The following is a 22,274-nucleotide window of genomic DNA, read 5'->3' as shown; positions in this document are numbered from 1 at the left end:
AAAATTGTAGATTTCTCCGTATTTATACCTAAGATTTGTTGCCCTAAAATCAACCTGTTTTCACTCTTCCCATGCACTCACTGTATGTAAGGCTTTTAGTTTCAATTCTCGGTCATATTACCCCCGATGAGTTTTACCATCTATAGCAACTATAGCAATCCTATTTGATTTGTGAACACTGCAAGAGTCAGATCCCCGACTTCTTTCATTAATTATGTCCATAAATGATAAATTGATCACAGAAGTCGGGGATCTTGTTGTTCATAACTGATTTAGGATTGCTATACTTCTACACCCAATTTCTCTACTAATGATTGCACCCAATTCCGAAAACATTGCTCAAATTCTTTGGGGTTTATTCTCTCAAATACTCTTCTAAATGTATCTGGACTGGGTATTTCTTCTGGTAATTCTAAAAATGTCTCTAACCACCCTTCTGCACCTGCTATGAATGCCAACAAGGAAATAGTGATAATATCGGTGAGTAAATGCAATCGAGTCCTTTTCACTCTAGTACAGCACTGCGGAAATAAACCAACCATTCCCAATCTGTGAAAAGCTTAGTCTGTATTTGTTTTGACTTTTGATTTTTGACTTTCGCGAAGCGGTACTAGGGTCTGTTATTTCCGTGAAGTGTTGCAGAAAGTTGCGGGTAATCTCTTTACTGTCTACACTGGGTGTAACAGATTTTCTGGTTTTGCACTTTTCATTTAACCGCTAATTTTAATTAAGGAAATATATCAAGATGAAACGTATTTTGACAGGAATTTTCATGGCTACAACATTATTAGTATCTTCTGGTTGTTCATCTACAGTTGAATCTGGTGAAACACAAGTTTCTAATAATGAAACTACTTCTCAAACCGAAAAAAAAGAAACAACACCCATGGGTGATCATCAAGGACAGTCTATGGATCACTCACAACATGATCAAAAACCAAAAACAGTTACCAATGCTAAGTTAACTACTCCTAAAACCTTAACGTCTAATCAACCGATTGACTTAGTTCTTGATATTCAGGATGAAGCGGGAAAACCAGTCAATAAATTTGACATTTTCCAAGAAAAATTAATGCACTTAATAGTTGTTAGTGATGACTTAGAACATTTCGACCATATTCATCCAGACTATAAAGAAAATGGTAGATTTGCAGTCAGCGCCAACTTTCCCCAACCAGGAGAATATACACTTTTCAGTGATTATAAACCCACCGGACAAGCCGAAACTTTATCATTAACAAAAATCTCTATTCCTGGTTCAGTTCCCCTTCCCAAAAGTTTATCTAAATATGAAAAAACTAAAACAATTTCCGATACCAAAGTCAGTTTTAAACCATCTCAAGAAAAAATCAAAGCAGGTGAAGATGTAACTTTTACTTTTGACTTAAAAGACAACAAAAACCAACCCATTAAAGACCTACAACCGTACTTAGGAGAAAAAGCTCATTTAGTAGTGATCAAAAGTTCATCTCCTCTCACGACAGCCGATTATATCCACGCTCACGCGCTCAAAAATACTACAGATGGAAAAATTGAATTTCACACAAAATTACCCCAGTCAGGAACTTATAAAATGTGGATGCAATTTAACCGTAATGGTAAAATCAAAACCGCAGATTTTTGGGTAAACGCAGACTAAAAAATTGTAGGTTGGGTTAAGCAAAGCGCAACCCAACAAAAACATTACTTATTTTAAATAACGTTTATCGTTTAAATTTATCATATAAAACAGGAATATTTAATTATGGAAGCAAGCTTTTTGAGTGCGGTTATATTACCTATAGCCTTAGCTATCATTATGCTAGGGATGGGATTATCTCTTGTACCAGACGATTTTCAACGTGTAAAGAAATATCCTAAAGCTGTCTCAATCGGCTTAGTAAGTCAGTTAGTTTTTTTACCTATTATTGGGTTCATCATTGCTAAAGTTGTACCTATGCAACCTGTGATCGCAATGGGGTTAATGATAGTAGCACTGTGTCCAGGCGGGGTATCTTCAAATATAATTACGTTCCTTGCCAAAGGCGATGTTGCACTTTCAGTAACTCTAACCGCTTTTAGCAGTGTAATTACAGTATTTACAATTCCGGTGTTGGCAAACCTTGCATATCAGCACTTTATTGGACAAACTGCGGCCATCGCTCTACCCATTGGAGCAACAATAGCACAAATTTTTCTGATGACGCTTTTTCCTATCGGGTTGGGAATGCTGTTACGGCAGATGTTTCCAAAATTTGCTCTATCTTTGGAAAAAGTCACTAACCGTCTTGCCGGAGTATTACTTGCTACAATAATTCTCTTGTTGATTATTCGTGAGTGGCAGCGTCTCCCTGACTTTCTTCTTCAAGTTGGATTTGGCGTTGTATTGCTGAATTTTATCTCAATGTTTGCAGGGTTTTATATTAGCAAGTTGTTGAATCTCAATCCTCCTCAACAAATCTGCATTGCGATTGAAGTTGGACTTCAGAATGGTACATTAGCGATCGCCATTACCGCCGGATTACTCAACAATCCTGATATGGCAATACCGGCTGCGGTTTATAGTTTATTTATGTATCTGACAGGGTTTATTGCTATTCGCTACGGTAGAAAGTTAGCTGCAACCAACCCTCTGTGAAGAAATACATTGAATACCCACATCACGGTTAATATAGAAAAGACCAACGCGGTTAAAACCGCCCGTGTCGCTTCCCTCTCAGGGCTAAAACCGCGCTCGTTTCCCGCTGATCGGGTATTCCTATGATAGATAACAATAACATCTTATTACGTAATCTTTGGTACTACGCACTACCTAGTCATCTACTTAAACCAGGTAAGATGGTATCCCGAATTTTTTTGGGAGAACCCGTACTCCTGATCAGAAATCAAGATGGTAAAGTTTCCGCAGTTCGTGATATTTGTCCTCATCGTGCAGTCCCTTTAAGTTGTGGTCGATTCGATGGCAAAGAAGTAGAATGTTGTTACCACGGTTGGCGTTTCAACCCCGCTGGAAAGTGTGTAGCCATTCCATCTTTATTACCAGAACAAAACACTGAATTAAGCCGCTTTGATGTGGAATCATATCCCATTCATGAGACTCAAGGTAACATTTGGATATACATGAGTGATGAAGAAAAATCTCAAATTCATGCTCAAGAAAATGACGTTCCAGTAGTTCCTGGTTTTCCTGAAAAACAACCACACTTAGTAGAAGTGATGCGCTTTCCTTGCTTTATAGATTATGCAGTCACTGGTCTAATGGACCCTGCACATTCTCCTTACGTGCATCGAGTCTGGTGGTGGAGAAGCGGTGATTTACATGAAGAAGTTAAGCAATTTGACCCTTCACCTTATGGCTTTACAGTGCGACGACATCAGTTATCAGAAAACATGGAAAATATGAGCCGATTATATTGGTTAGTCGGTGGTGGAATTCCCGAAGTGGAAATTTCTTTTCGTTTACCTGGAGTCAGAATAGAAGAAATTACTTTTGGTAAACATCGAGTTTGTAATTTAACCGCAGTTACACCAATTTCCGAAACAGAAACAGAAGTAAATTTTGTTCTTTATGGTATACCCTCTTGGTTAAGAATCTTCACACCTTTAATTCATATATTAGCCAGAAAATTTCTAGATCAAGACCGAACAGTAGTAGAAAAACAGCAAATTGGACTCAAATATAATCCAGTTTTACGACTAATTAAAGATTCAGATATGCAAGCACAATGGTATTATCAATTAAAGCGAGAATTTGCCCGTGCGACATCTGAAAAACGGGAATTTATCAATCCTGTAAAAAGTCTATTGCTACGTTGGCGTGCTTAATTTATCGAGAAGTAGTTTGAGCAGAAATCAAATTACTTCTGAGACCCCACAGTTTGAGATGGTATGGCTACCATGGGAAAGGGTATGTTCAGCAAAACGGTTATGACAGAATTTAGTCTTCAAGCTCCTTTTACTCCCACTGGTGATCAACCACAGGCGATCGCCCAACTTATCACCAGCATCCAAGCAGGTAATCGTTACCAAACTTTACTGGGTGCGACGGGAACCGGTAAGACGTTTTCTATCGCCGCAGTCATTGAAAAAGTTGGTAAACCTACTTTAGTCTTAGCCCATAATAAAACCCTGGCCGCGCAATTATGTAACGAGTTGCGGGAATTTTTTCCTAACAGCGCCGTTGAGTATTTTGTCAGTTATTACGACTATTATCAACCGGAAGCTTATATTCCCGTCACTGACACATATATAGAAAAAACAGCAGCAATTAATGATGAAATTGATATGTTGCGACATTCTGCAACTCGTTCTTTATTTGAACGCCGTGATGTGATTGTTGTTGCTTCTATTAGTTGTATTTATGGTTTAGGAATGCCGGCTGAATACCTCAAAGCCGCAATTCCCCTACAGATAGGTATGGAAGTTAACCAACGGCAAATTTTGCGAGATTTAACATCTGTGCAGTATAGCCGCAACGATGTGGAAATGGGTCGGGGAAAATTCCGCGTCCGGGGTGATGTTTTAGAAATTGGACCAGCTTACGAAGATAGAATTATTAGAGTTGAATTTTTTGGTGATGAAATTGATGCAATCCGTTATATTGACCCTGTAACTGGGGAAATTCTCAGCAGTTTACAAGCAGTAAATATTTACCCAGCCCGTCACTTTGTCACCCCAGAAGAACGTTTAGAAGTCGCTTGTACAGATATTTCCGCCGAATTAAAACAGCAAAAATTAGCATTAGAAGAATTAGGAAAATTAGTCGAAGCCCAACGTATAGATCAACGCACTCGCTACGATTTGGAAATGTTGCGTGAGGTGGGATATTGTAACGGCGTAGAAAATTATTCTCGTCATTTAGCAGGTAGACAAGCAGGAGAACCACCAGAATGTTTAATTGATTATTTTCCTAAAGATTGGTTATTAGTAATTGATGAATCTCACGTAACTGTACCACAAATTCGCGGGATGTATAATGGCGATCAAGCACGAAAAAAGGTTTTAATTGATCATGGTTTTCGGCTTCCCAGTGCGGCTGATAATCGTCCTTTGAAAGCAGAGGAATTTTGGCAAAAGGCTAATCAATGTATTTTCGTTTCTGCAACTCCAGGAAATTGGGAATTAGAAATCTCTAAAGATAATATAATTGAGCAAGTAATTAGACCAACTGGTGTGGTAGATCCGGTTATATTTGTCCGTCCCACAGAAGGTCAAGTTGATGATTTATTAGGAGAAATTAAGGATAGAGTTGATCGGAAAGAAAGAACTTTAATTACTACCTTAACTAAACGTATGGCGGAAGATTTAACTGAATATTTGGAAGATAAGGGAATTAAAGTTAGATATTTACATTCTGAGATTAATTCGATTCAGAGAATTGAAATTTTACAAGATTTAAGAAATGGTAAATTTGATGTTTTAGTAGGTGTGAATTTACTGCGGGAAGGTTTGGATTTACCAGAAGTTTCTTTAGTTGCAATCATGGATGCAGATAAAGAAGGTTTCTTGCGGGCTGAACGTTCGTTAATTCAAACTATTGGCCGGGCTGCACGTCATATTCGCGGACAGGCGATTATGTATGCTGATAAGTTAACAGATAGCATGATTAAAGCTATTGATGAAACTGATCGAAGAAGGGGAATACAAACAGCTTATAATAAACTGCACGGAATTACACCGCAACCAATTATCAAAAAATCAAGTAATGCGATTTTATCATTTCTGGATGTATCTCGGCGGTTAAATGCCGGTGATTTAAAAGTTGTTGATGAACATCTAGATGAGTTAGCTTTGGAGGATATTCCTGAGTTAATTACATTGTTGGAAAAACAGATGAAGGAAGCAGCGAAAAAGATGGAGTTTGAGGAAGCTGCAAAGTTGCGCGATCGCATTAAGCATTTAAGGGATAAAATGTTGGGTAGGTAAACTTAATTTATGATTAACGCACTATTAATTTTTGCTGTTTAGTAGCTTCTTGAATTACATAGTTGTTGCTGGTAAAAATCTGAATACCAGGAACAACACTATAGTCTAAATCATCAGTAATAATTTTCACTGTTCCTGCTCCTGCTCTACTAATTGCTTCTAGAAGTAATAAGTCATAACCATCAACTGCTTGAGTTTGAAAACGCTGGAGTGCTGCATCAGTAGTAGCATCATCTACTGTTAAATTAATAGGAATTGCAATTTTTTTGATTCGTCGCCAAGTAAACTGAACTTCAGCTACAACATTGGCTCTTTCTGTTGGATAATTATGACGATATTCCTTAATTGGTAAAGATCCATTAGATTGAACATAAATCTCATATTCAGTTTTCTCAATAATATGTGCAAGTTCTGCTAAAGTTAGCCCAGAGTAGGTGAAAGTAGCTTCATGTAAACCTGCTTGTCTGAGATAATTGGGATAATTTTTGATTTGGTAAGCCTTAGCAACTTCTTTAGCATATGTGTAAGTTTGCCAGAACCAAACATTAGTATCTACAAAGAAAATATCGCTTTTCTTTGGAGTATCTTTTCTAATGTCTATCACATCAGCTTGAATGTTTAAATTAATTGCCATGGCTCAAAAAGTTTCAGCCATATTTGTAATCACCGTATCCACAGCATTTCGATATTTCTCGTCCGAGTAATATCGTTTTGCCTTAGCTATTACATATTCTAAAACATCCCATCCATCATCATTGAGAGAAGTAAATTCTATAAGTTGATTCAGGTTCTCTGTGGAAATATCCTTCAACAATTGACCAAATGCAAAGTTTATAAATGGAGATGCAAAAACTTTCACCCCTGTAAAATCCAATTCTATTGCTTCGCCACGCAGTAAGCAGGGATGAATAACTTCATAAAGTTCTTGACCATAATCAGCAGTGGTAGCATATTCGCCTACCATATCGTAAATTTTGTGTCTCATATCTCTATCTCCTCCTTTCTAGAATATTCGCCTCTTGAGTTGAGAAACTATGGCTTCGCCACGTATTTATAAAAAAATGTTAAATTTAATTCTTAATTCCATCCCCGTAAATTTTTATGCACCACCGCTAAATACCACATATAATCATCAATTTTATAATTATCAGCAGCTTTCACAATATACTCTTTTGCTAGATCCAAATTACCCTCAGCTTCATAATACAAACCTAAATAAAGATGACTATAAAAATCACCTTTTAACCCTTCCAATTTACCCACCGTCAAAACATCATCAGTCGTGCAATTACCCGCAAATAAATCATATATAGACCGCATAATTTTTCTAGGATCATTTTTCACAGGTAACAAAGAATTACGCGCTTCTATCACACCAGATAACCGCGCTATACAAAGATATCGCCAAACTGTTTCTTCCACATCTTGAGCATTCACAGTTAAATCTATTTCAAACTGTTTCGCACCCTCAGCAAATCTTTCGGCATAATAATAAGATAAGCCCCGTTGCCAAAGATAGGGAGTAAGTTTAGAATCTAATTTTTCAGCGGTATCAAAATCTTGAATTGATTCCTGAATTTTGGCAAGTTGAAAATAAACCATTCCCCGACGAATGTAAGCATGAGGGCTATTTAGTTGCTTGGAAATAGTTTCATTCCAGCGTTGGAGTTGATTTTCTAAAGAATTGCTAAAAAACATAAATATTGTTTAACGCCTGATTTTTTTAGTAACTACAGAATCAAAAATTATTAACTCCATGTAGCAGAACAAGCAACACGAAAACCGTGATTTTGGTCTCTACTAACTGCTGGATAATTAACACGATATGCCGAACGACAATAGACTGGACGATAAGACCAAGAACCACCACGGAGGACACGACGAGGGTGATTATCACTGCCACTCAACCACGCATTACCATCAGTAGGCGCACCTATATAATTATCATACCAGCCATCTTCGCACCATTCCCAAACTAACCCGTGCATATCATATAAACCGAAAGCATTAGCTGGAAAAATTCCCACATTTGTTGTTTCTTTGCGGTAAATTCCTTTTTGTCCATTTGCATAAACATATTCACCATTATAATTTACTAAATCAGTGTTAATAGTATTACCAAAATAAAAAGGTGTAGTTGTACCTGCACGACAAGCATATTCCCATTCAGATTCACTGGGTAAACGATATAATTTACCTGTTTTACGTGATAATCTGGAGCAAAATTCCTGTGCATCATGCCATGATACTTGTTCTACTGGTCGGTTAGCACCTTGAAAATGAGATGGGTTTGGATGTAAATCAAATTTAATTTTTGGTAAATTAGAAACTGCTTGCCATTGTGCTTGAGTAATAGGATATTGACCTAGTAAAAAAGGTTGAATAGTAACTTGATGTTGAGGAGTTCCCCTATCCGTACTTTCGACTTCATTTTCGGCTGAACCCATTAAAAAAGTGCCACCAGGGATAGCAATTAATTCTAAAATTGTGCTATTTTCTAATTCTTCTAAAAACAACTCTACTGTTTTTTTGCTGCGTTGAATTTCCCAAGTTGTTCCTAAACCCAAAAATCTAGATTTTAAAATCAATTGTGCTGTTTCAAATGCAAATGCTTTAGTTTTAACAATAGCTGGAGATTGCGTTTGAGAAACTGATTGATTTTCTACTTCTGGTGTTTGTTGAACTTCAGATTTATATATTGCTCTGTTAGCACCGCGTTTTTGCGATTTCGTGGAAATTGATGGCTGATTTTGCTGAGTTTGAGGAATTTTTTGGGCTTGTTGTTGCCGACGTTCATACTCTCGATATGGTTGTAAAACTACTTCCTTAATTTCCCTTGCTTCTTGTTCAGATAAGGCTAAATTAATTCTTTTTATTTCTAATTTTTTCAACATTACAGGAGAAAGTTGTCCGTTAGCTTGTTTAGCTAGATTTGCTAATTCTTGATAATATTCATCTCTAGCAGAAGTGACTAAAACTGGAGATGATAGAATTGCTGTAGGTAAAGAAGCAGTTAATAGTTTCAAATCCTCTAAAGCTGCTTGAGCATTTTGATAACGTAAACTATGATGACGACGCACCATTTTTGTTAAGAACGTGGCTAACTTCTCATTGACTTTAATTGACTGTTGCCATAATAATTCTGCTGTTTGTGCATCTTCTTCAATGTCTTGAGAACGCAAACCTGTTAAAGCTTGAATAGCAGTTATTCCCAAGGCATAAATATCACTAGCAAAAACTGTTTTACCTCTGACTTGTTCTGCTGGCATATAACCAAGAGTACCTGCCATAATTGAAGTCTGCATACTACCACGACTATCTATAATTTGGGAAGCTATTTCTTTAACTATACCAAAATCAATTAAACAAATTTTTCCATCTTGTTGTCTACGGATGAGATTTTGCGGTTTGATATCGCGATGAATAACTTGTTGTTGGTGAACAAAAGTTAAAACTTCTAAAACATCTTGCAATAATTTACTAACATAACCTTCACTTAGTGGTTTACCGGGAATAATTTCTTTATCTAAACATTGTCCCTGGATAAATTCTTGCACAATATAAAATTTTTTATTTTCCTCAAAGTAAGCTAATAGATAAGGAATCTGGTAATGTGTACCCAAGATTTCCAAAGTTTTGGCTTCCTTCTCAAAAAAATTCGCGGCAAATGTATTATGGTGTTGAGGTAGAAGCTCCTTAACTACACATATAGGTTTACTGGGTTTTTGGGTATCTGTAGCTTTATAGGTAATGCCAAAACCACCAGTTGCTAATACTTCGATAATTTCGTAACGTCCACCTAGCTGCATAGCTGAATTCACCTATAAATCTTTAGAAAAAATATCTATATTAAACCAGTATAAACCTTGTCCTGGAGAATGTGGTGTTAAAATGTTAGGACTTACGCAAGTGTCGCACCAAAAATCTGTTGTAGGGTGCGTCAGATATCAACAATCTGTTTATTTGCAGGATTTATGCAGTCTGACGCACCCTACCAATGTGCCAGTTCCGTAAGTCCTGAATATAAAAGATTTGACTTTTATCTTCAATGAATTTTGTTGATTTGATAAATTTTCCATATTGTATTTTCCCTTGATTATGACTAGTATGATTGAATTTCCCTGGCAGCAAGAAGCTATAATTATTCACAGTCAACGCATTCTCAACAGTTTTCAGCATTGGCTAGGATATTCTTTGTTAGATGTGACTGGTTCACCTTTAGAAGTAGCACAAGCACTGTTTGCAGCCCCTTTTGTTTTAGCGTCTCACGGTACAGAAGAAAATCCAATTTTTAATTACGGAAACCGCAAAGCTTTAGAACAATGGGAAATGTTTTGGGATGAATTTACTCGTACACCTTCACGCAAAACAGCTGAAGCAGTAGAACAAGAAGAAAGAAACCGCTTGTTAGCAGATGCAGGGACTAAAGGCTTTAGCTATTTTTCTGGTGTGCGAATTACTAGCACAGGTAAACGCTTTCAGATTGAAGACGGTATTCTCTGGAATCTTTTAGATGAACAAAATCAATATTGTGGTCAAGCTGCTGTTTACTCTAAATGTGAATTTATCTGACCTGGATTTGTCGGTAATTGACTGAAAAAAAATGCTAAATTGTCAAGTAGTTTAGAGATTTTCTATATCAACTCCTTGAGCTTGCAATTTGACTAATAATTCTTGATATTGCTGGAGTGCTGCTTCTTTTTCTTGGCGTTCCTGTTCAGCCCGTTGATATTCTTGTTCAGCCCGTTGATATTCCTGTTCAGCCCTTTGATTAAGTTCCACAGATGTCATAAATTTCCGCCCATCAGGATAATAAATATCTAAAGTATCTGGAGTGAGTTGAAAACTTATACCCAAGTTTGGACTTACCCAACCATTTATTTCTTCTATGACTGCAAAAGAATCTTGGGAACGTAAAAAGCCAGATAATTCTAATGTTTCTGGGTCATAAATATAATATTCTTCTATTCCATAACGTTGATAAAAAAGTGATTTATTAATCATTTCTGGAGTGCGATTTCCAGGGGATAAAATTTCAAAGACAACCTGTGGTGAAATATTATCTTCTAGCCATTGTTTATAAGAACCTCTATCGCCTTTTGGTCTACCAAATACAACCATTACATCTGGTGCTTGGCGAGTTTTAACACTGCCTTCAACGGGATACCATAGGAGATTACCAGCGACAAAGACATCATCCCGTGGTGCAAATAATATTTCTAGGTTTTCTTTAATAGTAACAATCCAGCGAAATTGTTTAGTATTATCTGCCATTGGTTTGCCGTCACTGTCAGGGTAGATGATATCTAGTGCAGTTTGGGGTGTGAGTTGCTGTACCATAAGCTAGACCTCCAATTTTGGGGAGATAGATTCCTGACTTATTTAAGAAGTTGGGAATGTTGGCATTTTAACATATCCATCCACCAGATAGAAGCCATATTTAGCAAAATCCGTTATTTTAAAACTAGCTGCTCAAAAATCAGGAAAAATTCTAGTGGTTCCCCTTAAAGACAACAATCCCACAGAAATTACACCTTATGTAACTTATGGGCTAATTATTGCTAATGTCCTCGCTTTTCTTTATGAAACAAGTCTGCCTCCACAAGCGTTAAATGGGTTTTTACATCTAGCGGCTGTAGTTCCTAGAGAACTTTCTTTAAGCTTTGCTGGCATTTCTGTAAATCAACCAATACCAGAATGGCTAACTTTAATTACGGCACAATTTCTGCACGGTGGTTTTTTGCACCTAGCTGGAAATATGTTATTTCTCTGGATTTTTGGGAATAATGTGGAAGATAAATTAGGACATTTTAAATATTTAGTCTTTTATTTATCTTGTGGTGTTTTAGCATCATTAACCCAATGGTACTTTGCTCAAAATTCTAACATTCCTTCCTTGGGAGCAAGTGGAGCTATTGCGGGTGTGATGGGTGCGTATATTCTGCGTTTTCCCCAAGCAGAAGTTTTGACTTTGCTGCCTTTGGGTATTTTCTTCCCAACTTTTTGGGTTCCTGCATATTTCTTTTTAGGATTTTGGTTTTTGCAACAGGCTTTTTATGGTATAGCCAGTTTAGAAGCACCGACTAATATTGGCATGGAAGGCGGTGGTATTGCCTACTGGGCGCACGCAGGTGGGTTTATTTTTGGGGCGATTATTGCCCCTGTGTTGGGTTTGTTTGATGATAAATCCTAGCTCGGATATATAGTTGAAGTGGACTGATATAACCAAGAATCTCCCGACGTTTGATAAAAATTTAGCGACTGCTGATTTTTACGGTCGGGAGAGTTTTAACCAGCTAAACTTTCAATTAAATGCCAATTGCGGCTGCGTTCAATTTCCTGACGGACAAAATCAAAAACTTGTCGGCAGTGATTGTTCAATTGCAGAGGGAGTTCCTCATTCTTAATTACAATACTCATGCGCGTTTCCGTTTCTGTAGCAGTGGATTTATCAATTAATACCTCCACTATAACTAACTTAGAGAATGATACATTACCGGGCATTTCACGAGCCATAATATAGTCGGCTGTGTAGTATTGAACTTCCAAACCACAGTCTTGTAGCAGTTCTATAAATAATGCTTGCAGATGGGCGATGGGAACAGAAACAAGAAAAGAACAGGTATAGCGAGCCATAATAGCCCCACGTTTTTTAACACTCTGTCCATCCTATAATATAATAGAGTCGCGTCAAGAAAAGTTATCTATTTAGGATCAGATATTGGGCAAAGTGCTTAAACAACTGGTGTGGCTGTAACTACAAACCACAGTAAAATTGCTAAAAATAGCACACCGATTTTAAGAAGTAGGTATGCGGTACTATCAGGGATGATGTGATTGTATGTCATTTTCTTTCACCTCCGGTTGTGATTAGCTAACCAGCTATTTGAGGTTGAAGTTAATTAATGATTTAATTAATTTAATGATCTTTCTCTGTGCCTACATCTTTATTATCGCTGAAAAAGCACAAAATCAGATGTTGAGTAAAGTTAAAGTTTATGTAATATTATGTAGATTTATTGGCCTTGCTGATTTGAGGTATCAAGGTGGTTGTTGATGATATGAAAACCCTTGTAGAGACGTTCCATCGAACGTCTCTACACCTAAATTCATTACTACTCTGGCACGTCAATCAAAATATTGCCATCTTCCACACGGAGAGGAAATACTGGTAGATTTTTTTGTTGGGAAACCATTGACAACAGTTTACCAACTCCAGGTGGCCAAGGACACCAAGTTTTGACTTCACCAGTATTTAGATCAAAAGCACTACGATGGAAAGAGCAAACAATAGCTCCATTTTCTATTTTACCAGATTTTAGGGGTAACTTTAGGTGAGGGCAGGTATTTTCCACAGCATAAAGTTGATTTTCGTGGTTTAACACCAAAATATTTCTGTTCCCTACTTTCACAACTTCTCGCGCACCGGGGGATAGGGTGTTAGCTGCGAGGATTTTTGTCCAGGCCATAGAGTTCTCCTTTCTTGACAAACCTGTTTTCAGTTTCCCCCAATTGTGTCATTTGCGATCGCCTTTTAATCCTATGAGACCTCTGGTGAAAATTAATGTAGAGACTTTCTATAGAAAGTCTCTACAATATTTACCGGAAAGGTCTATTTGGATGGATGGTGGATACAGAGGAGAAGAATTGATGCGTTGGGTGATGGATATGTTTCGGTGGATTGTCACAATTGTCCTCAGACCCTTGGAGAAAAAGGGTTTTGTCCATTTACCTAAGCGTTGGGTTGTGGAGCGTAATATATTTAACCATTATTAGCATCTAAAATATTATAAGCTTCATTTACTAACCGCATCTTTTCCTGCACCTGTTTTTGCATCTGTGGTTGATTCATAAATAAATCAGGATGCCATTTTTTCACTAAAGTTTTATAAGCTTGTTTCACCTCAGCAAAAGAAGCCGTAGGTTGTAAACCTAAAACTTGATAAGCACGAGCAATTTTATCTTTTTCAACTTGCGTTTTTGGCGGCTTTTGTGTTTTTTGATGGGTATTTTGTTGCTGTTTAGCGGAAGAATTCATATTAGCTTTCATTTGTGCTATTTCTTCATCAAGTTCCCACGCACGAAATTTTGCTTCTACTTGTGCAGGATTTGATGGAGATGTATAAACTTGCTGACTTGGTGTTTTTAATTTAGTATCTACTTTAGCTTTATTAGTATTTGTTTTTGGTGGAGGTGGAGGTGGAGGTGGTGTAGAAATCTTTTGACGTTGTGGTTCTACCTTTTTTTCTGTATATGTATATTTGGTACTGTTTTCTGGGGATGATGTTTGAGTATTTGCAGCTTGAGGAGTTTCTTGATAAGATTTATATTTAGTTTTAATATTGACTTTTTCTAACTCTTTTAATAACTGATTAAATTCACTCTGCAACTTTTTTAAACTTTCCCTTTTTTGGCTAATTTCTCCTGGTTCTGGACTCACCTGAAACTTAATTACTTGAGTGGCTTTTTGCTCATATTCAGCCAAAATAGATAAACCTTGATTACTAAAATCAGCTAAATATTTTTCAGCAGTAACTATACAAATTTGTGCTACCTGTTGATGATAAACATCTTTATCTGATTGTTCTCCACCTTTTTGGATATTTTTATTTAATAAATAAGAAATACTCCCCACTACAGCAGCACCAACGGGTCCACCTAATAACCAACCAATACCACCACCTACAGCTATAGAACCAGTTTCTGTCAAATCATTACTATTAAGATTATTTGGTTTGTTTGGTAGATTTAACTCTGGTGCATTAGGAAATGGTATTTTTAAATCTTCTGGTCGTTCTTCCTTGAAAAAATCATAAGCTTGATACAACCATTTAATGATATTTAATTGTAATTCTGTCAAGTCTTTTTTTAAAGTTCCTATTTGCCAAGATGAGAAATTATTTTCTGCTAACACAACTGCAATATCACCTTGGTATTTAGCCACTAAATTGGGTAATTTTAACCAGGTTTCTAACTCATAAATGCTGGTTTTAAAACCTTGGTAAATAAGACTTTTAGCTTTTTGTTTAATTTCAATCTTAGCATTTTCTTTATCATCAAAGGTTTTAATTTCAATTTTGATTTTATCAATTTTATCAACTAATAAAGATTGAATTTGAGAAGTTATTATTTCTACCCTTGGTAAACGTACACCACCACTATTTTCTTGTAAAATTGTCACTATATTCTGTAAAGCTGTTTCAAAAGCTCCTAAACCACTACTATTAGCAAGTGCAACATCACCTTTTAATCTTGCACGTAAAGCTGGTAAAGCATCAACTCGATATAAATTACTAAAACCCGGAGGTAAATCAGAACGGAAACTTTCAGCAACAAATAATAACCGGTTATAAACTTGTTTTTGTTCTTCAGGTTCTAGTAAATTTAAGAAATTAACCACAAAAATAACGGTTTTAATTCCTCGTTCTAATAACCAATCTCGTAAATTTTCCCGTTCACCTAAAGTCATTAATTTACGAGCATCTAATAATTGGATTACTAAATCTGCTCCTAATAACCTATCCCTAACTAAACTATCCTGTGCTTCTCTGTCATTTGTTCCTGGTAAATCAATAAATTCCACACCCCTTTCTAAAAAAGAATCAGGACAAAAAACCTCAACAGAGGTTACATCTTTTCGCATCTGTCTATTACCATCTAAAACCGCAAACTGTTGTAAAACTTCTGTACCACTGCGGTAAATTTCTGTACCATCTGCTAACATAATCCGAGTGCGGAGAGTTGAACCATATTTAACAGTAATTGCAGCACCAGTAGTAGGTATCAAATCAATTGGTAAAGTGCGATTTCCCAACATCGCATTTAGCAAAGTTGATTTCCCATGATTAAAAGGTCCAAATACTGCAATCTGAAAATTAGGATTAGCTAAATGATTGCAAACAGCAATCACATCTTTATATAATGTTGATTCTTTATTCAAATCTATTAACTGACAAGCTGATTTAATAGAAGTTGTTAGTTGATTATAATCTTGAGATTGCTGCTGCATATTTCTTGTATTTAATAATTTGTGTTAAATATTCAGATCCCTGACTTCTAAGTCAGGGATATAGTTTTGATAATTAGCTATAGTAAGCTAATAAATTACTGTATGCAGATTCAATTTTTTGCAGTTGTTCAATAATACCTTCCTGCAAAGTTTTAAACCGCTTGAATTCAGTTTCTCGATTAATTTCCCTCGTTTCTTTTTGCTTGAGCAGATTATCTAACTCCGATTTACGAGAATTGATATCATCATTAATGCGGAGACTCACTTCTTTTTCGTAAGCATCAAAACATTCTTTAACTGCATCATAAACAGTTTGAGATTGTTCATTTGCTACTTGAGGAAGATATTTGACTAACTCTTTTTTAGCCGTTTTTACTAACTCTTTCCTAGCTTGGTCAGCTTGTAAAATTCCTACTCCCAAACCTAGTAAAGCAAAGCCAATTGGACCCAGAAAAATACCTGTAACGGCTGTAATTATTCCGCCAACACCAATAACAGTAAAATAGTTTAACAGGATATTTTTCCAATCAAACCCAGCACCAGCTAAAGCCACACCAGCTAAATTACCTCTCGATAAAGATAATAATCCCATTGCCCATTTTGCCCAACCAGGTGAGTTATCATCTTCTGTGGTACTATTGGCGTTAACTTTAACTGTTTGTCCTGTTAATTTTTCGGTGATTTGATTGGTGACTTGACTGTAGGATGCACCATATTGTGCAGCAGAAAAAGATAATTCTTTAAAAGCTGAATTAATATCTTTTTCCGCAGTTAAAGTCCAAGCTGAAAATTTATCTGTGATATATTGTTCAAAGGCTTTTTGTAATGCTTCGTTAAAAGCATCTCGTTTACCACTACTCAAGAAATCAAACAAATTTAAGTCTGGTTGGTAACGCAAGAAATCATTTTCAAAGGTATTTCCTAAGTTTAAAATGTAGCTGCGAAAAGATTCAGATATTTTGCGTGCTTGACTATCTCTGGTGTTGATAATTTCTTTTTGAAATTGATCACGAATATTGTTGAGTTTGCTAAATTCAGGTTCAACTGAATCAATACGTTGTTTCAATTCATCAACATCTTGATCAAGTAGGGGAATACGTCTATCAATAGCTTCACAGGCATGATTTACAGCTTGTCTAGCTAAGGTTCTGACTTGACGTAATTCAGCGATCGCTCTTTCCCTCGTCAAAAAGGTATTCAACGCCCCCATAAACTCAGGAAAACCAGTTTTACTTAAATCAGCTTGGGGATTTTTTAACCTACGTCTGAGTGCTTGAATTGATGAAATTTCAAACACTCTCTCATCATAAATATCTTGTCCATCTAGATTACAATATTCCGCTAAATTAGCTTTAAATACTTGTCTGAGTCTATTTTCTGCTGCTGATAATTCTTCCAAATCATCAGGATCAATTAATGATTCTTTCACCTGATCCCAAGCATTAACTAAAAAGAAAACCGATAAACCCCGACCTTTGATATAATTCTCTAAATAACGTCTTTCACCTAAAGTACAAGGTTGAGAAGCACGCATCACAAACAAGATTGCATGACAATTATTCACATAACCTAAAGATAACTCATTACGCGCTTCCGTATCATTTAAACCAGGACTATCAACAATTTCAATCCCCTTTTCTAACAAAGTTAAAGGATATTCAACCACTGCATAATCAACATCAGGAAACGCTTGTTTTTTCTCCTGTTCTAACTTCTTCGCTTCTGCTGGATCAATAGTATACTTATATTTAAAGCTTTGGAAATCTAATTGTTGGGGACTTTTCCCATCATTAAAGTGAATGGTAACTTTTTTCTCCGCTCCATAACGTAAAATAGTTAATACTGCTGTACAAGGATTAACATCACTTGGTAGTAAATTTTCTCCTATTAAAGCATTGAGAAACGTACTTTTACCCCGTTTCATATCCCCTAAAACCAACAACCGAAATACACCTTGACTGAGATTTTTACTGGCTACCGTAATATCTTCAATATCTCGTGATAAACTAAGTTTACCTGAAGAATTATCACCAGCTAATTCTGCCTGATTAATGATATCTGCCAGGTGATTTAAACAAACAGAAATTTCTGAACGCACTTGAGAAACACGCTCTAAATCATTGATAAATTTATCAGTGCCAACTTGATAATTCATGGTGATATACTCTATTTAATGTTCTTAAATTTTGATTCTAGGAAGAGTTTGTAAAGTAAAAAAGCCAACGCCCCAAAAATAACAAATCCAGCCAAAACTGAAGCAACTCGAATGGCTACAATTGTCGCAACTGCAAGACCAAAAAGTTTTGCACCCAGAATAGCTTTTCTCATCCAAGGTTTTTGAGAATTTTCTGGCTGATGTTTCTGAGTTTCATAGACAGGTGCTTCATTGGCATTGATTCTATCTTCCATTTCCCGCAACCGCATTTCCACTTTACGTTGCAGTTCTCTATTGTGTTCATCTGGCAATGTCATCTGTATCAACCTCATCGAGTTAGTTATGTTGTATTTTAGCTGACGCTAATAATTTTACCCAACAGTGCAACCAAAGCTACAGACTCAAGTATCCAAACAGATGAACTGGAAAGAGTTACATAGCAAAGGTCAAAATTCAACTGTCTACTGTGAATTGGTTTTGGCGTTTTGGAATGTCCTCATAGAAGTGCTTGCTATATTTACTTATTTACTAAGATTCAATATTTTTTGGTTGCTTTTCGGAAATTGTGGCTAAATTTTTCACCTGGGTAAATGTAAAAGATTGTAAATAGATTCAGCGATAAGGCAAAATCTGAGAGGGAAGAACTCAACTCAATTAAGATGGATATCAAACAAGGATTTGTCGGCACTATTGGCAACACACCGCTGATTCGCTTAAACAGCTTCAGTGAAGATACTGGTTGCGAAATCCTGGCCAAAGCAGAATTTCTCAATCCTGGTGGTTCTGTCAAAGACCGTGCTGCACTGTACATGATTGAAGACGCGGAAGCAAAAGGTTTACTTAAACCCGGTGGTACAGTGGTAGAAGGAACTGCTGGTAACACTGGCATTGGATTAGCGCATATATGCAATGCTAAAGGTTATAAATGCCTGATTATTATTCCTAATACCCAATCCCAAGAAAAAATAGACGCTTTGACTACTTTAGGTGCAGAAGTTCGCACTGTTCCCGCTGTCCCTTACAAAGACCCTAAAAACTACGTCAAGTTATCTGGTAGAATTGCGGCCGAAATGGAAAACGCCATTTGGGCTAATCAATTTGATAATTTAGCAAATCGTCGCGCCCATTACGAAACCACAGGGAGAGAAATTTGGACACAGACAGACGGTAAAATAGATGGTTGGGTAGCTGCAACAGGTACAGGTGGGACTTATGCTGGTGTAGCAATGTGCCTCAAAGAAAAGAACCCAGATGTTAAATGTGTGGTTGCTGATCCGATGGGTAGTGGTTTATATAGCTACATCAAAACCGGCGAAGTCAAAATAGAAGGTAATTCTATTACTGAAGGTATTGGTAATAGTAGAATTACAGCAAATATGGAAGGCGCACCTGTTGATGATGCTATCCAAATTGATGACACAGAAGCCTTAAGAGTGGTTTATCAACTATTAAGAAAAGACGGTTTATTAATGGGTGGTTCAACTGGGATTAATGTTGGTGCGGCTGTAGCTTTAGCAAAACAGTTAGGTCCCGGACATACTATTGTTACCATTTTATGTGACAGTGGTTCTCGCTATCAATCACGCATTTTTAACCGTGAATGGTTGGCTAGTAAAGGATTGGTTGTTAATCATTAAAAATAGGGGACTGGGGACTGGGGACTGGGGACTTGTTAGAGGTAGAAGATTTTTCTTCCTATCTTCGTTTATTAATTAAACTGACATGACTAAATGCGTACAGATTTGCCAACATCGTAGCTGTAGAAAAAAAGGCGCAGCAGAAGTTTTAGCTGCTTTTAAATCTTTACCGATTGCTGATGTGACAGTTACAGCTAGTGGTTGCTTAGGACAATGTGGTAATGGTCCAATAGTGCTAGTGTTACCAGATATGGTCTGGTATTGTCGAGTTTTACCTCTGGAAGTACACCTAGTGGTGGAAAAACATTTATTAGGTGGTCAAATAGTTAAACAAATGCTATATCATCGATTTCATCCCCAGGGATAAATCTACTTAAAAATTTACTAAATCTGCACTTTTGTGGACTCAAGTGAGGAAATTGATGGATATTCAGCAGCTGCGTCAATCGCTAAAACTGAAGTGGCTGAGTTACTGCGAGGAAAATCGTTCTTGGCTAGTCAAAATGCAAATTTGGCGTTCCTATGATGGTGTGAGACGACCTTCTTCTGGTTATATTTTGGCTACTCTGTCTATTTTGGAACCGCAGCTAAAGCAAACACTCCCTTTTATCCTGGATTTGAATAATAATCCCGATCAAATAATTGCTGCTTTGGGTCTGAATTTTAATCCTGATGAGGAGTTACGTTTACTAAAATCACAGCGTTCTGTGGCTAAAAATGAGATTGTTAGTAGACCTGCGAGGACTTCTGTCAATACTCCCCTATCGGGAAAGTCATCTGCTAAACCACCCCAGGAAAACAAACAGCTATTATTCAGAATTACTCCAGTTGTTGAACAAAAGCGCCAATCTGTTTCTGTGGTTGCGGTAGCAACACCAGTAAATTACCATTCTCGCACCAAATCGCTTTCTATGTTGGGGGAAACACCCAGACAATCTCTCACTATCTCTACACAAGTTCCCAATCAAAATAAAGAACTTAATTATAACGGTAAATTTGCGAGCATTCCAGTAAAAGCAGTTGCCTGTATCTCACCTAGCACTAATGCCCGTAGTTTACCTTCTTGGATAGATGAGTTCTGTCAGGGTGTAAAATGATCATAGGAGTCAGGATTTCTAGGATCAATAACCAAGTTAAACCCAATTCCCAATTCCCAATTCCCAATTCCCAATTCCCAATCCCCAGCTAAGGGTATTCGTGAGAAACAAATGGGACTGAAACAACTTCTCCTTGGGTTTCTCCAACTTGCACTTTTAAACCTACGCCACCTGCTTTAGCGCGAATGTAACCAAGTCCAAAATGACCATCAGGGGTTTCGGTGTAACTGGTAAGTTTGCCGACTTTTTCATCACCAATAGTAATCACCGTTCCTGGTTCTGCGTTAGCATTGAGGCGAATTCCCCACAGGTACTGCTTTACACCTTTATATGTGTTTAATCTAGCAATGGTTTCTTGACCGATGTAGCAGCCTTTGTTAAAGGAAACTGTCTGCCATAAACCGGCCTCTAAGGGATTATAATCATCCGTCAGTTCTAAATCTGGGGCGGGACGACCTTGTAAGATTCGTAACATTTCCCAATGGCGATCGCTCAATTCTAACGCCCCATGCTCTAAAATTTGATTCCATAGTCGTTGTTTTTCAGTGACGGGGAAAATTAGAGTATATCCAGGGTTACTCAAACCGCTACCCACCGCAAAAGTTACCCCATCAACTAAAACATGATGACCCTCTGGTTGACCAATCAGTGAACCTGCTCCCATTTTTTCTACAATAGCATCGCTTTGGGGTCCAATGAGGCTAAAGGTTGCAGTTTCTTCAGTGACATCGGTTAATGTTACTTTGTCTGCAAAAAAGATATAACGATCTAACCACTCCATCAAAAATGCACGACGATGAGGTGAAACTAATAGCAACACTGCATCATTGAAAACGTAGCCAGTCACCAAGTCAATGGTGCGGGCTGTAGATGTCACCATCACCGTATCACAACCTTCTCCTGGTTTGAGGCGTTGAAAATCATTGGTACTTTGGTTGTGTAAAAATCGTAGACATTCATCATTAGAAACACGGATACGTCCCCAATGAGAGCGATCGCACACAGCAACTGCTTCTCTGGCTGCATAGATAGCTGCTGTGTCTTTACTGTTAATTGCAGATGTTGGCATAGGTGATCAAGACTTACCCTATTTTCATATTCTTGCATCACAAATATTAGCAAATAGGGCTACCTATTACCACTGACTTGTGTTGTATTTTCAGTAGACTTTAGGCATGATATGAGTATTTTCTCTTAGTCTACAACTTTAATTATGCCTCTTTTGAGAGCATCAAATACTTGATTAATTTGCCGAATGTTCTGTTCACTGAGACCATCTTTAGCCAAAAGATTAGCCATCATTGTATTTTGATCTTGGCGCGTAATGCGACGATTACTAAATATACGCTCTAAGATAGCTTCTAAATTGCTTTGTTCTGAGTTAGCTGTAAGTTGCATATTTATTCCTCGCAATTTATATATTTGTAATGTTAATTAATTAATTAAAAAATATCAAATTTTCATAAAGTTTC

General features: G+C 37.0%; 22 protein-coding genes and 1 pseudogene. 10 read left to right on the top strand and 13 right to left on the bottom strand.

The genetic code is table 11. The features are described from left to right. Positions 1 to 281: 281 nt before the first annotated feature. Entirely contained in the window at positions 282 to 509 is a 228-nt protein-coding gene (locus tag VB694_RS21550) for a transposase family protein (RefSeq protein ID WP_416233494.1), read from the bottom strand. A gap of 236 nt (positions 510 to 745) precedes the next feature. Here VB694_RS21550 and VB694_RS21545 point away from each other — a divergent pair, with 236 nt between their 5' ends. The 4 genes from VB694_RS21545 to uvrB all read left to right on the top strand — a co-directional run bounded on the left by VB694_RS21545 (position 746) and on the right by uvrB (position 5,904). Then, positions 746 to 1,639 (top strand): hypothetical protein, encoded by an 894-nt coding sequence (locus tag VB694_RS21545; RefSeq protein WP_323362385.1) that lies wholly within the window; start codon positions 746 to 748, stop codon positions 1,637 to 1,639. Positions 1,640 to 1,744: 105 nt separating this feature from the next. Next, on the top strand, positions 1,745 to 2,617 hold the full coding sequence (locus VB694_RS21540; RefSeq protein ID WP_323362384.1) for a bile acid:sodium symporter family protein: 873 nt from the start codon (positions 1,745 to 1,747) through the stop codon (positions 2,615 to 2,617). 122 nt (positions 2,618 to 2,739) lie between these two features. Then, on the top strand, positions 2,740 to 3,804 hold the full coding sequence (locus VB694_RS21535; RefSeq protein ID WP_323362383.1) for an aromatic ring-hydroxylating dioxygenase subunit alpha: 1,065 nt from the start codon (positions 2,740 to 2,742) through the stop codon (positions 3,802 to 3,804). Positions 3,805 to 3,906: 102 nt separating this feature from the next. Next, the gene (uvrB, locus tag VB694_RS21530) at positions 3,907 to 5,904 is read left to right on the top strand and encodes an excinuclease ABC subunit UvrB (protein WP_323362382.1); all 1,998 of its coding nucleotides are present in this window, start codon (positions 3,907 to 3,909) and stop codon (positions 5,902 to 5,904) included. Between the two features lie 13 nt (positions 5,905 to 5,917). Here the strand turns inward: uvrB and VB694_RS21525 are convergent, their stop codons facing one another. From VB694_RS21525 to VB694_RS21510, 4 genes are all read right to left on the bottom strand, one after another. Beyond that, complete coding sequence (locus VB694_RS21525; protein WP_323362381.1) at positions 5,918 to 6,538, bottom strand: hypothetical protein; 621 nt, start codon at positions 6,536 to 6,538, stop codon at positions 5,918 to 5,920. A 3-nt stretch (positions 6,539 to 6,541) separates the two neighbouring features. Beyond that, positions 6,542 to 6,889, bottom strand: a complete 348-nt coding sequence (locus VB694_RS21520) for an STAS-like domain-containing protein (RefSeq protein ID WP_323362380.1) — start codon at positions 6,887 to 6,889, stop codon at positions 6,542 to 6,544. A gap of 92 nt (positions 6,890 to 6,981) precedes the next feature. Then, complete coding sequence (locus tag VB694_RS21515; RefSeq protein WP_323362379.1) at positions 6,982 to 7,602, bottom strand: hypothetical protein; 621 nt, start codon at positions 7,600 to 7,602, stop codon at positions 6,982 to 6,984. Between the two features lie 50 nt (positions 7,603 to 7,652). Beyond that, a complete protein-coding gene (locus tag VB694_RS21510) occupies positions 7,653 to 9,713 on the bottom strand; it encodes a bifunctional serine/threonine-protein kinase/formylglycine-generating enzyme family protein (protein WP_323362378.1) in 2,061 nt (686 codons plus the stop codon). Between the two features lie 289 nt (positions 9,714 to 10,002). On the opposite strand from VB694_RS21510, the gene VB694_RS21505 reads away from it, so the two are divergent. Then, positions 10,003 to 10,476 carry an MEKHLA domain-containing protein gene (locus tag VB694_RS21505; RefSeq protein ID WP_323362377.1) on the top strand — a complete coding sequence of 158 codons (474 nt, stop codon included), beginning with the start codon at positions 10,003 to 10,005 and terminating at the stop codon, positions 10,474 to 10,476. Between the two features lie 51 nt (positions 10,477 to 10,527). Here the strand turns inward: VB694_RS21505 and VB694_RS21500 are convergent, their stop codons facing one another. Continuing rightward, entirely contained in the window at positions 10,528 to 11,244 is a 717-nt protein-coding gene (locus VB694_RS21500; protein WP_323362376.1) for a Uma2 family endonuclease, read from the bottom strand. Positions 11,245 to 11,398: 154 nt separating this feature from the next. Between VB694_RS21500 and VB694_RS21495 the strand changes: the two genes are divergently transcribed. After that, positions 11,399 to 12,097: a rhomboid family intramembrane serine protease gene (locus tag VB694_RS21495; protein ID WP_323362375.1), complete on the top strand. Its 699-nt coding sequence runs from the start codon at positions 11,399 to 11,401 to the stop codon at positions 12,095 to 12,097. A 95-nt stretch (positions 12,098 to 12,192) separates the two neighbouring features. Here VB694_RS21495 and VB694_RS21490 read toward each other — a convergent pair whose 3' ends face one another. Together VB694_RS21490 and VB694_RS21485 are read right to left on the bottom strand one after the other, a co-directional pair. Next, positions 12,193 to 12,540: a hypothetical protein gene (locus VB694_RS21490; protein WP_323362374.1), complete on the bottom strand. Its 348-nt coding sequence runs from the start codon at positions 12,538 to 12,540 to the stop codon at positions 12,193 to 12,195. A gap of 479 nt (positions 12,541 to 13,019) precedes the next feature. Continuing rightward, positions 13,020 to 13,373, bottom strand: a complete 354-nt coding sequence (locus VB694_RS21485) for a Rieske (2Fe-2S) protein (protein ID WP_323362373.1) — start codon at positions 13,371 to 13,373, stop codon at positions 13,020 to 13,022. A 145-nt stretch (positions 13,374 to 13,518) separates the two neighbouring features. Here VB694_RS21485 and VB694_RS21480 point away from each other — a divergent pair. Next, positions 13,519 to 13,677 (top strand): annotated as a pseudogene (locus VB694_RS21480) (IS5/IS1182 family transposase); the annotation flags it as partial. Here the strand turns inward: VB694_RS21480 and VB694_RS21475 are convergent. The 3 genes from VB694_RS21475 to VB694_RS21465 all read right to left on the bottom strand — a co-directional run bounded on the left by VB694_RS21475 (position 13,667) and on the right by VB694_RS21465 (position 18,385). Next, a complete protein-coding gene (locus VB694_RS21475; RefSeq protein WP_323362372.1) occupies positions 13,667 to 15,913 on the bottom strand; it encodes a dynamin family protein in 2,247 nt (748 codons plus the stop codon). The pseudogene VB694_RS21480 and the gene VB694_RS21475 sit on opposite strands and share 11 nt — an antisense overlap. Before the next feature lie 73 nt (positions 15,914 to 15,986). Further along, the gene (locus tag VB694_RS21470; RefSeq protein WP_323362371.1) at positions 15,987 to 18,068 is read right to left on the bottom strand and encodes a dynamin family protein; all 2,082 of its coding nucleotides are present in this window, start codon (positions 18,066 to 18,068) and stop codon (positions 15,987 to 15,989) included. 11 nt (positions 18,069 to 18,079) lie between these two features. After that, positions 18,080 to 18,385 carry a hypothetical protein gene (locus VB694_RS21465; RefSeq protein ID WP_323362370.1) on the bottom strand — a complete coding sequence of 102 codons (306 nt, stop codon included), beginning with the start codon at positions 18,383 to 18,385 and terminating at the stop codon, positions 18,080 to 18,082. Between the two features lie 342 nt (positions 18,386 to 18,727). Between VB694_RS21465 and VB694_RS21460 the strand changes: the two genes are divergently transcribed. The 3 genes from VB694_RS21460 to VB694_RS21450 all read left to right on the top strand — a co-directional run bounded on the left by VB694_RS21460 (position 18,728) and on the right by VB694_RS21450 (position 20,802). Further along, positions 18,728 to 19,705 (top strand): cysteine synthase A, encoded by a 978-nt coding sequence (locus tag VB694_RS21460; RefSeq protein ID WP_323362369.1) that lies wholly within the window; start codon positions 18,728 to 18,730, stop codon positions 19,703 to 19,705. 85 nt (positions 19,706 to 19,790) lie between these two features. Further along, positions 19,791 to 20,072 (top strand): (2Fe-2S) ferredoxin domain-containing protein, encoded by a 282-nt coding sequence (locus tag VB694_RS21455; RefSeq protein WP_323362368.1) that lies wholly within the window; start codon positions 19,791 to 19,793, stop codon positions 20,070 to 20,072. 55 nt (positions 20,073 to 20,127) lie between these two features. Next, entirely contained in the window at positions 20,128 to 20,802 is a 675-nt protein-coding gene (locus VB694_RS21450; RefSeq protein WP_323362367.1) for a DUF5331 domain-containing protein, read from the top strand. Positions 20,803 to 20,890: 88 nt separating this feature from the next. Here the strand turns inward: VB694_RS21450 and VB694_RS21445 are convergent, their stop codons facing one another. Next, on the bottom strand, positions 20,891 to 21,871 hold the full coding sequence (locus tag VB694_RS21445) for a folate-binding protein (RefSeq protein ID WP_323362366.1): 981 nt from the start codon (positions 21,869 to 21,871) through the stop codon (positions 20,891 to 20,893). Positions 21,872 to 21,996: 125 nt separating this feature from the next. Next, on the bottom strand, positions 21,997 to 22,200 hold the full coding sequence (locus tag VB694_RS21440; protein ID WP_323362365.1) for a hypothetical protein: 204 nt from the start codon (positions 22,198 to 22,200) through the stop codon (positions 21,997 to 21,999). Positions 22,201 to 22,274: the final 74 nt, after the last annotated feature.

Source organism: Anabaena sp. UHCC 0451 (assembly GCF_034931405.1).
Lineage (GTDB): Bacteria > Cyanobacteriota > Cyanobacteriia > Cyanobacteriales > Nostocaceae > RDYJ01.
This window is presented reverse-complemented; position numbering and strand designations above follow the sequence as displayed.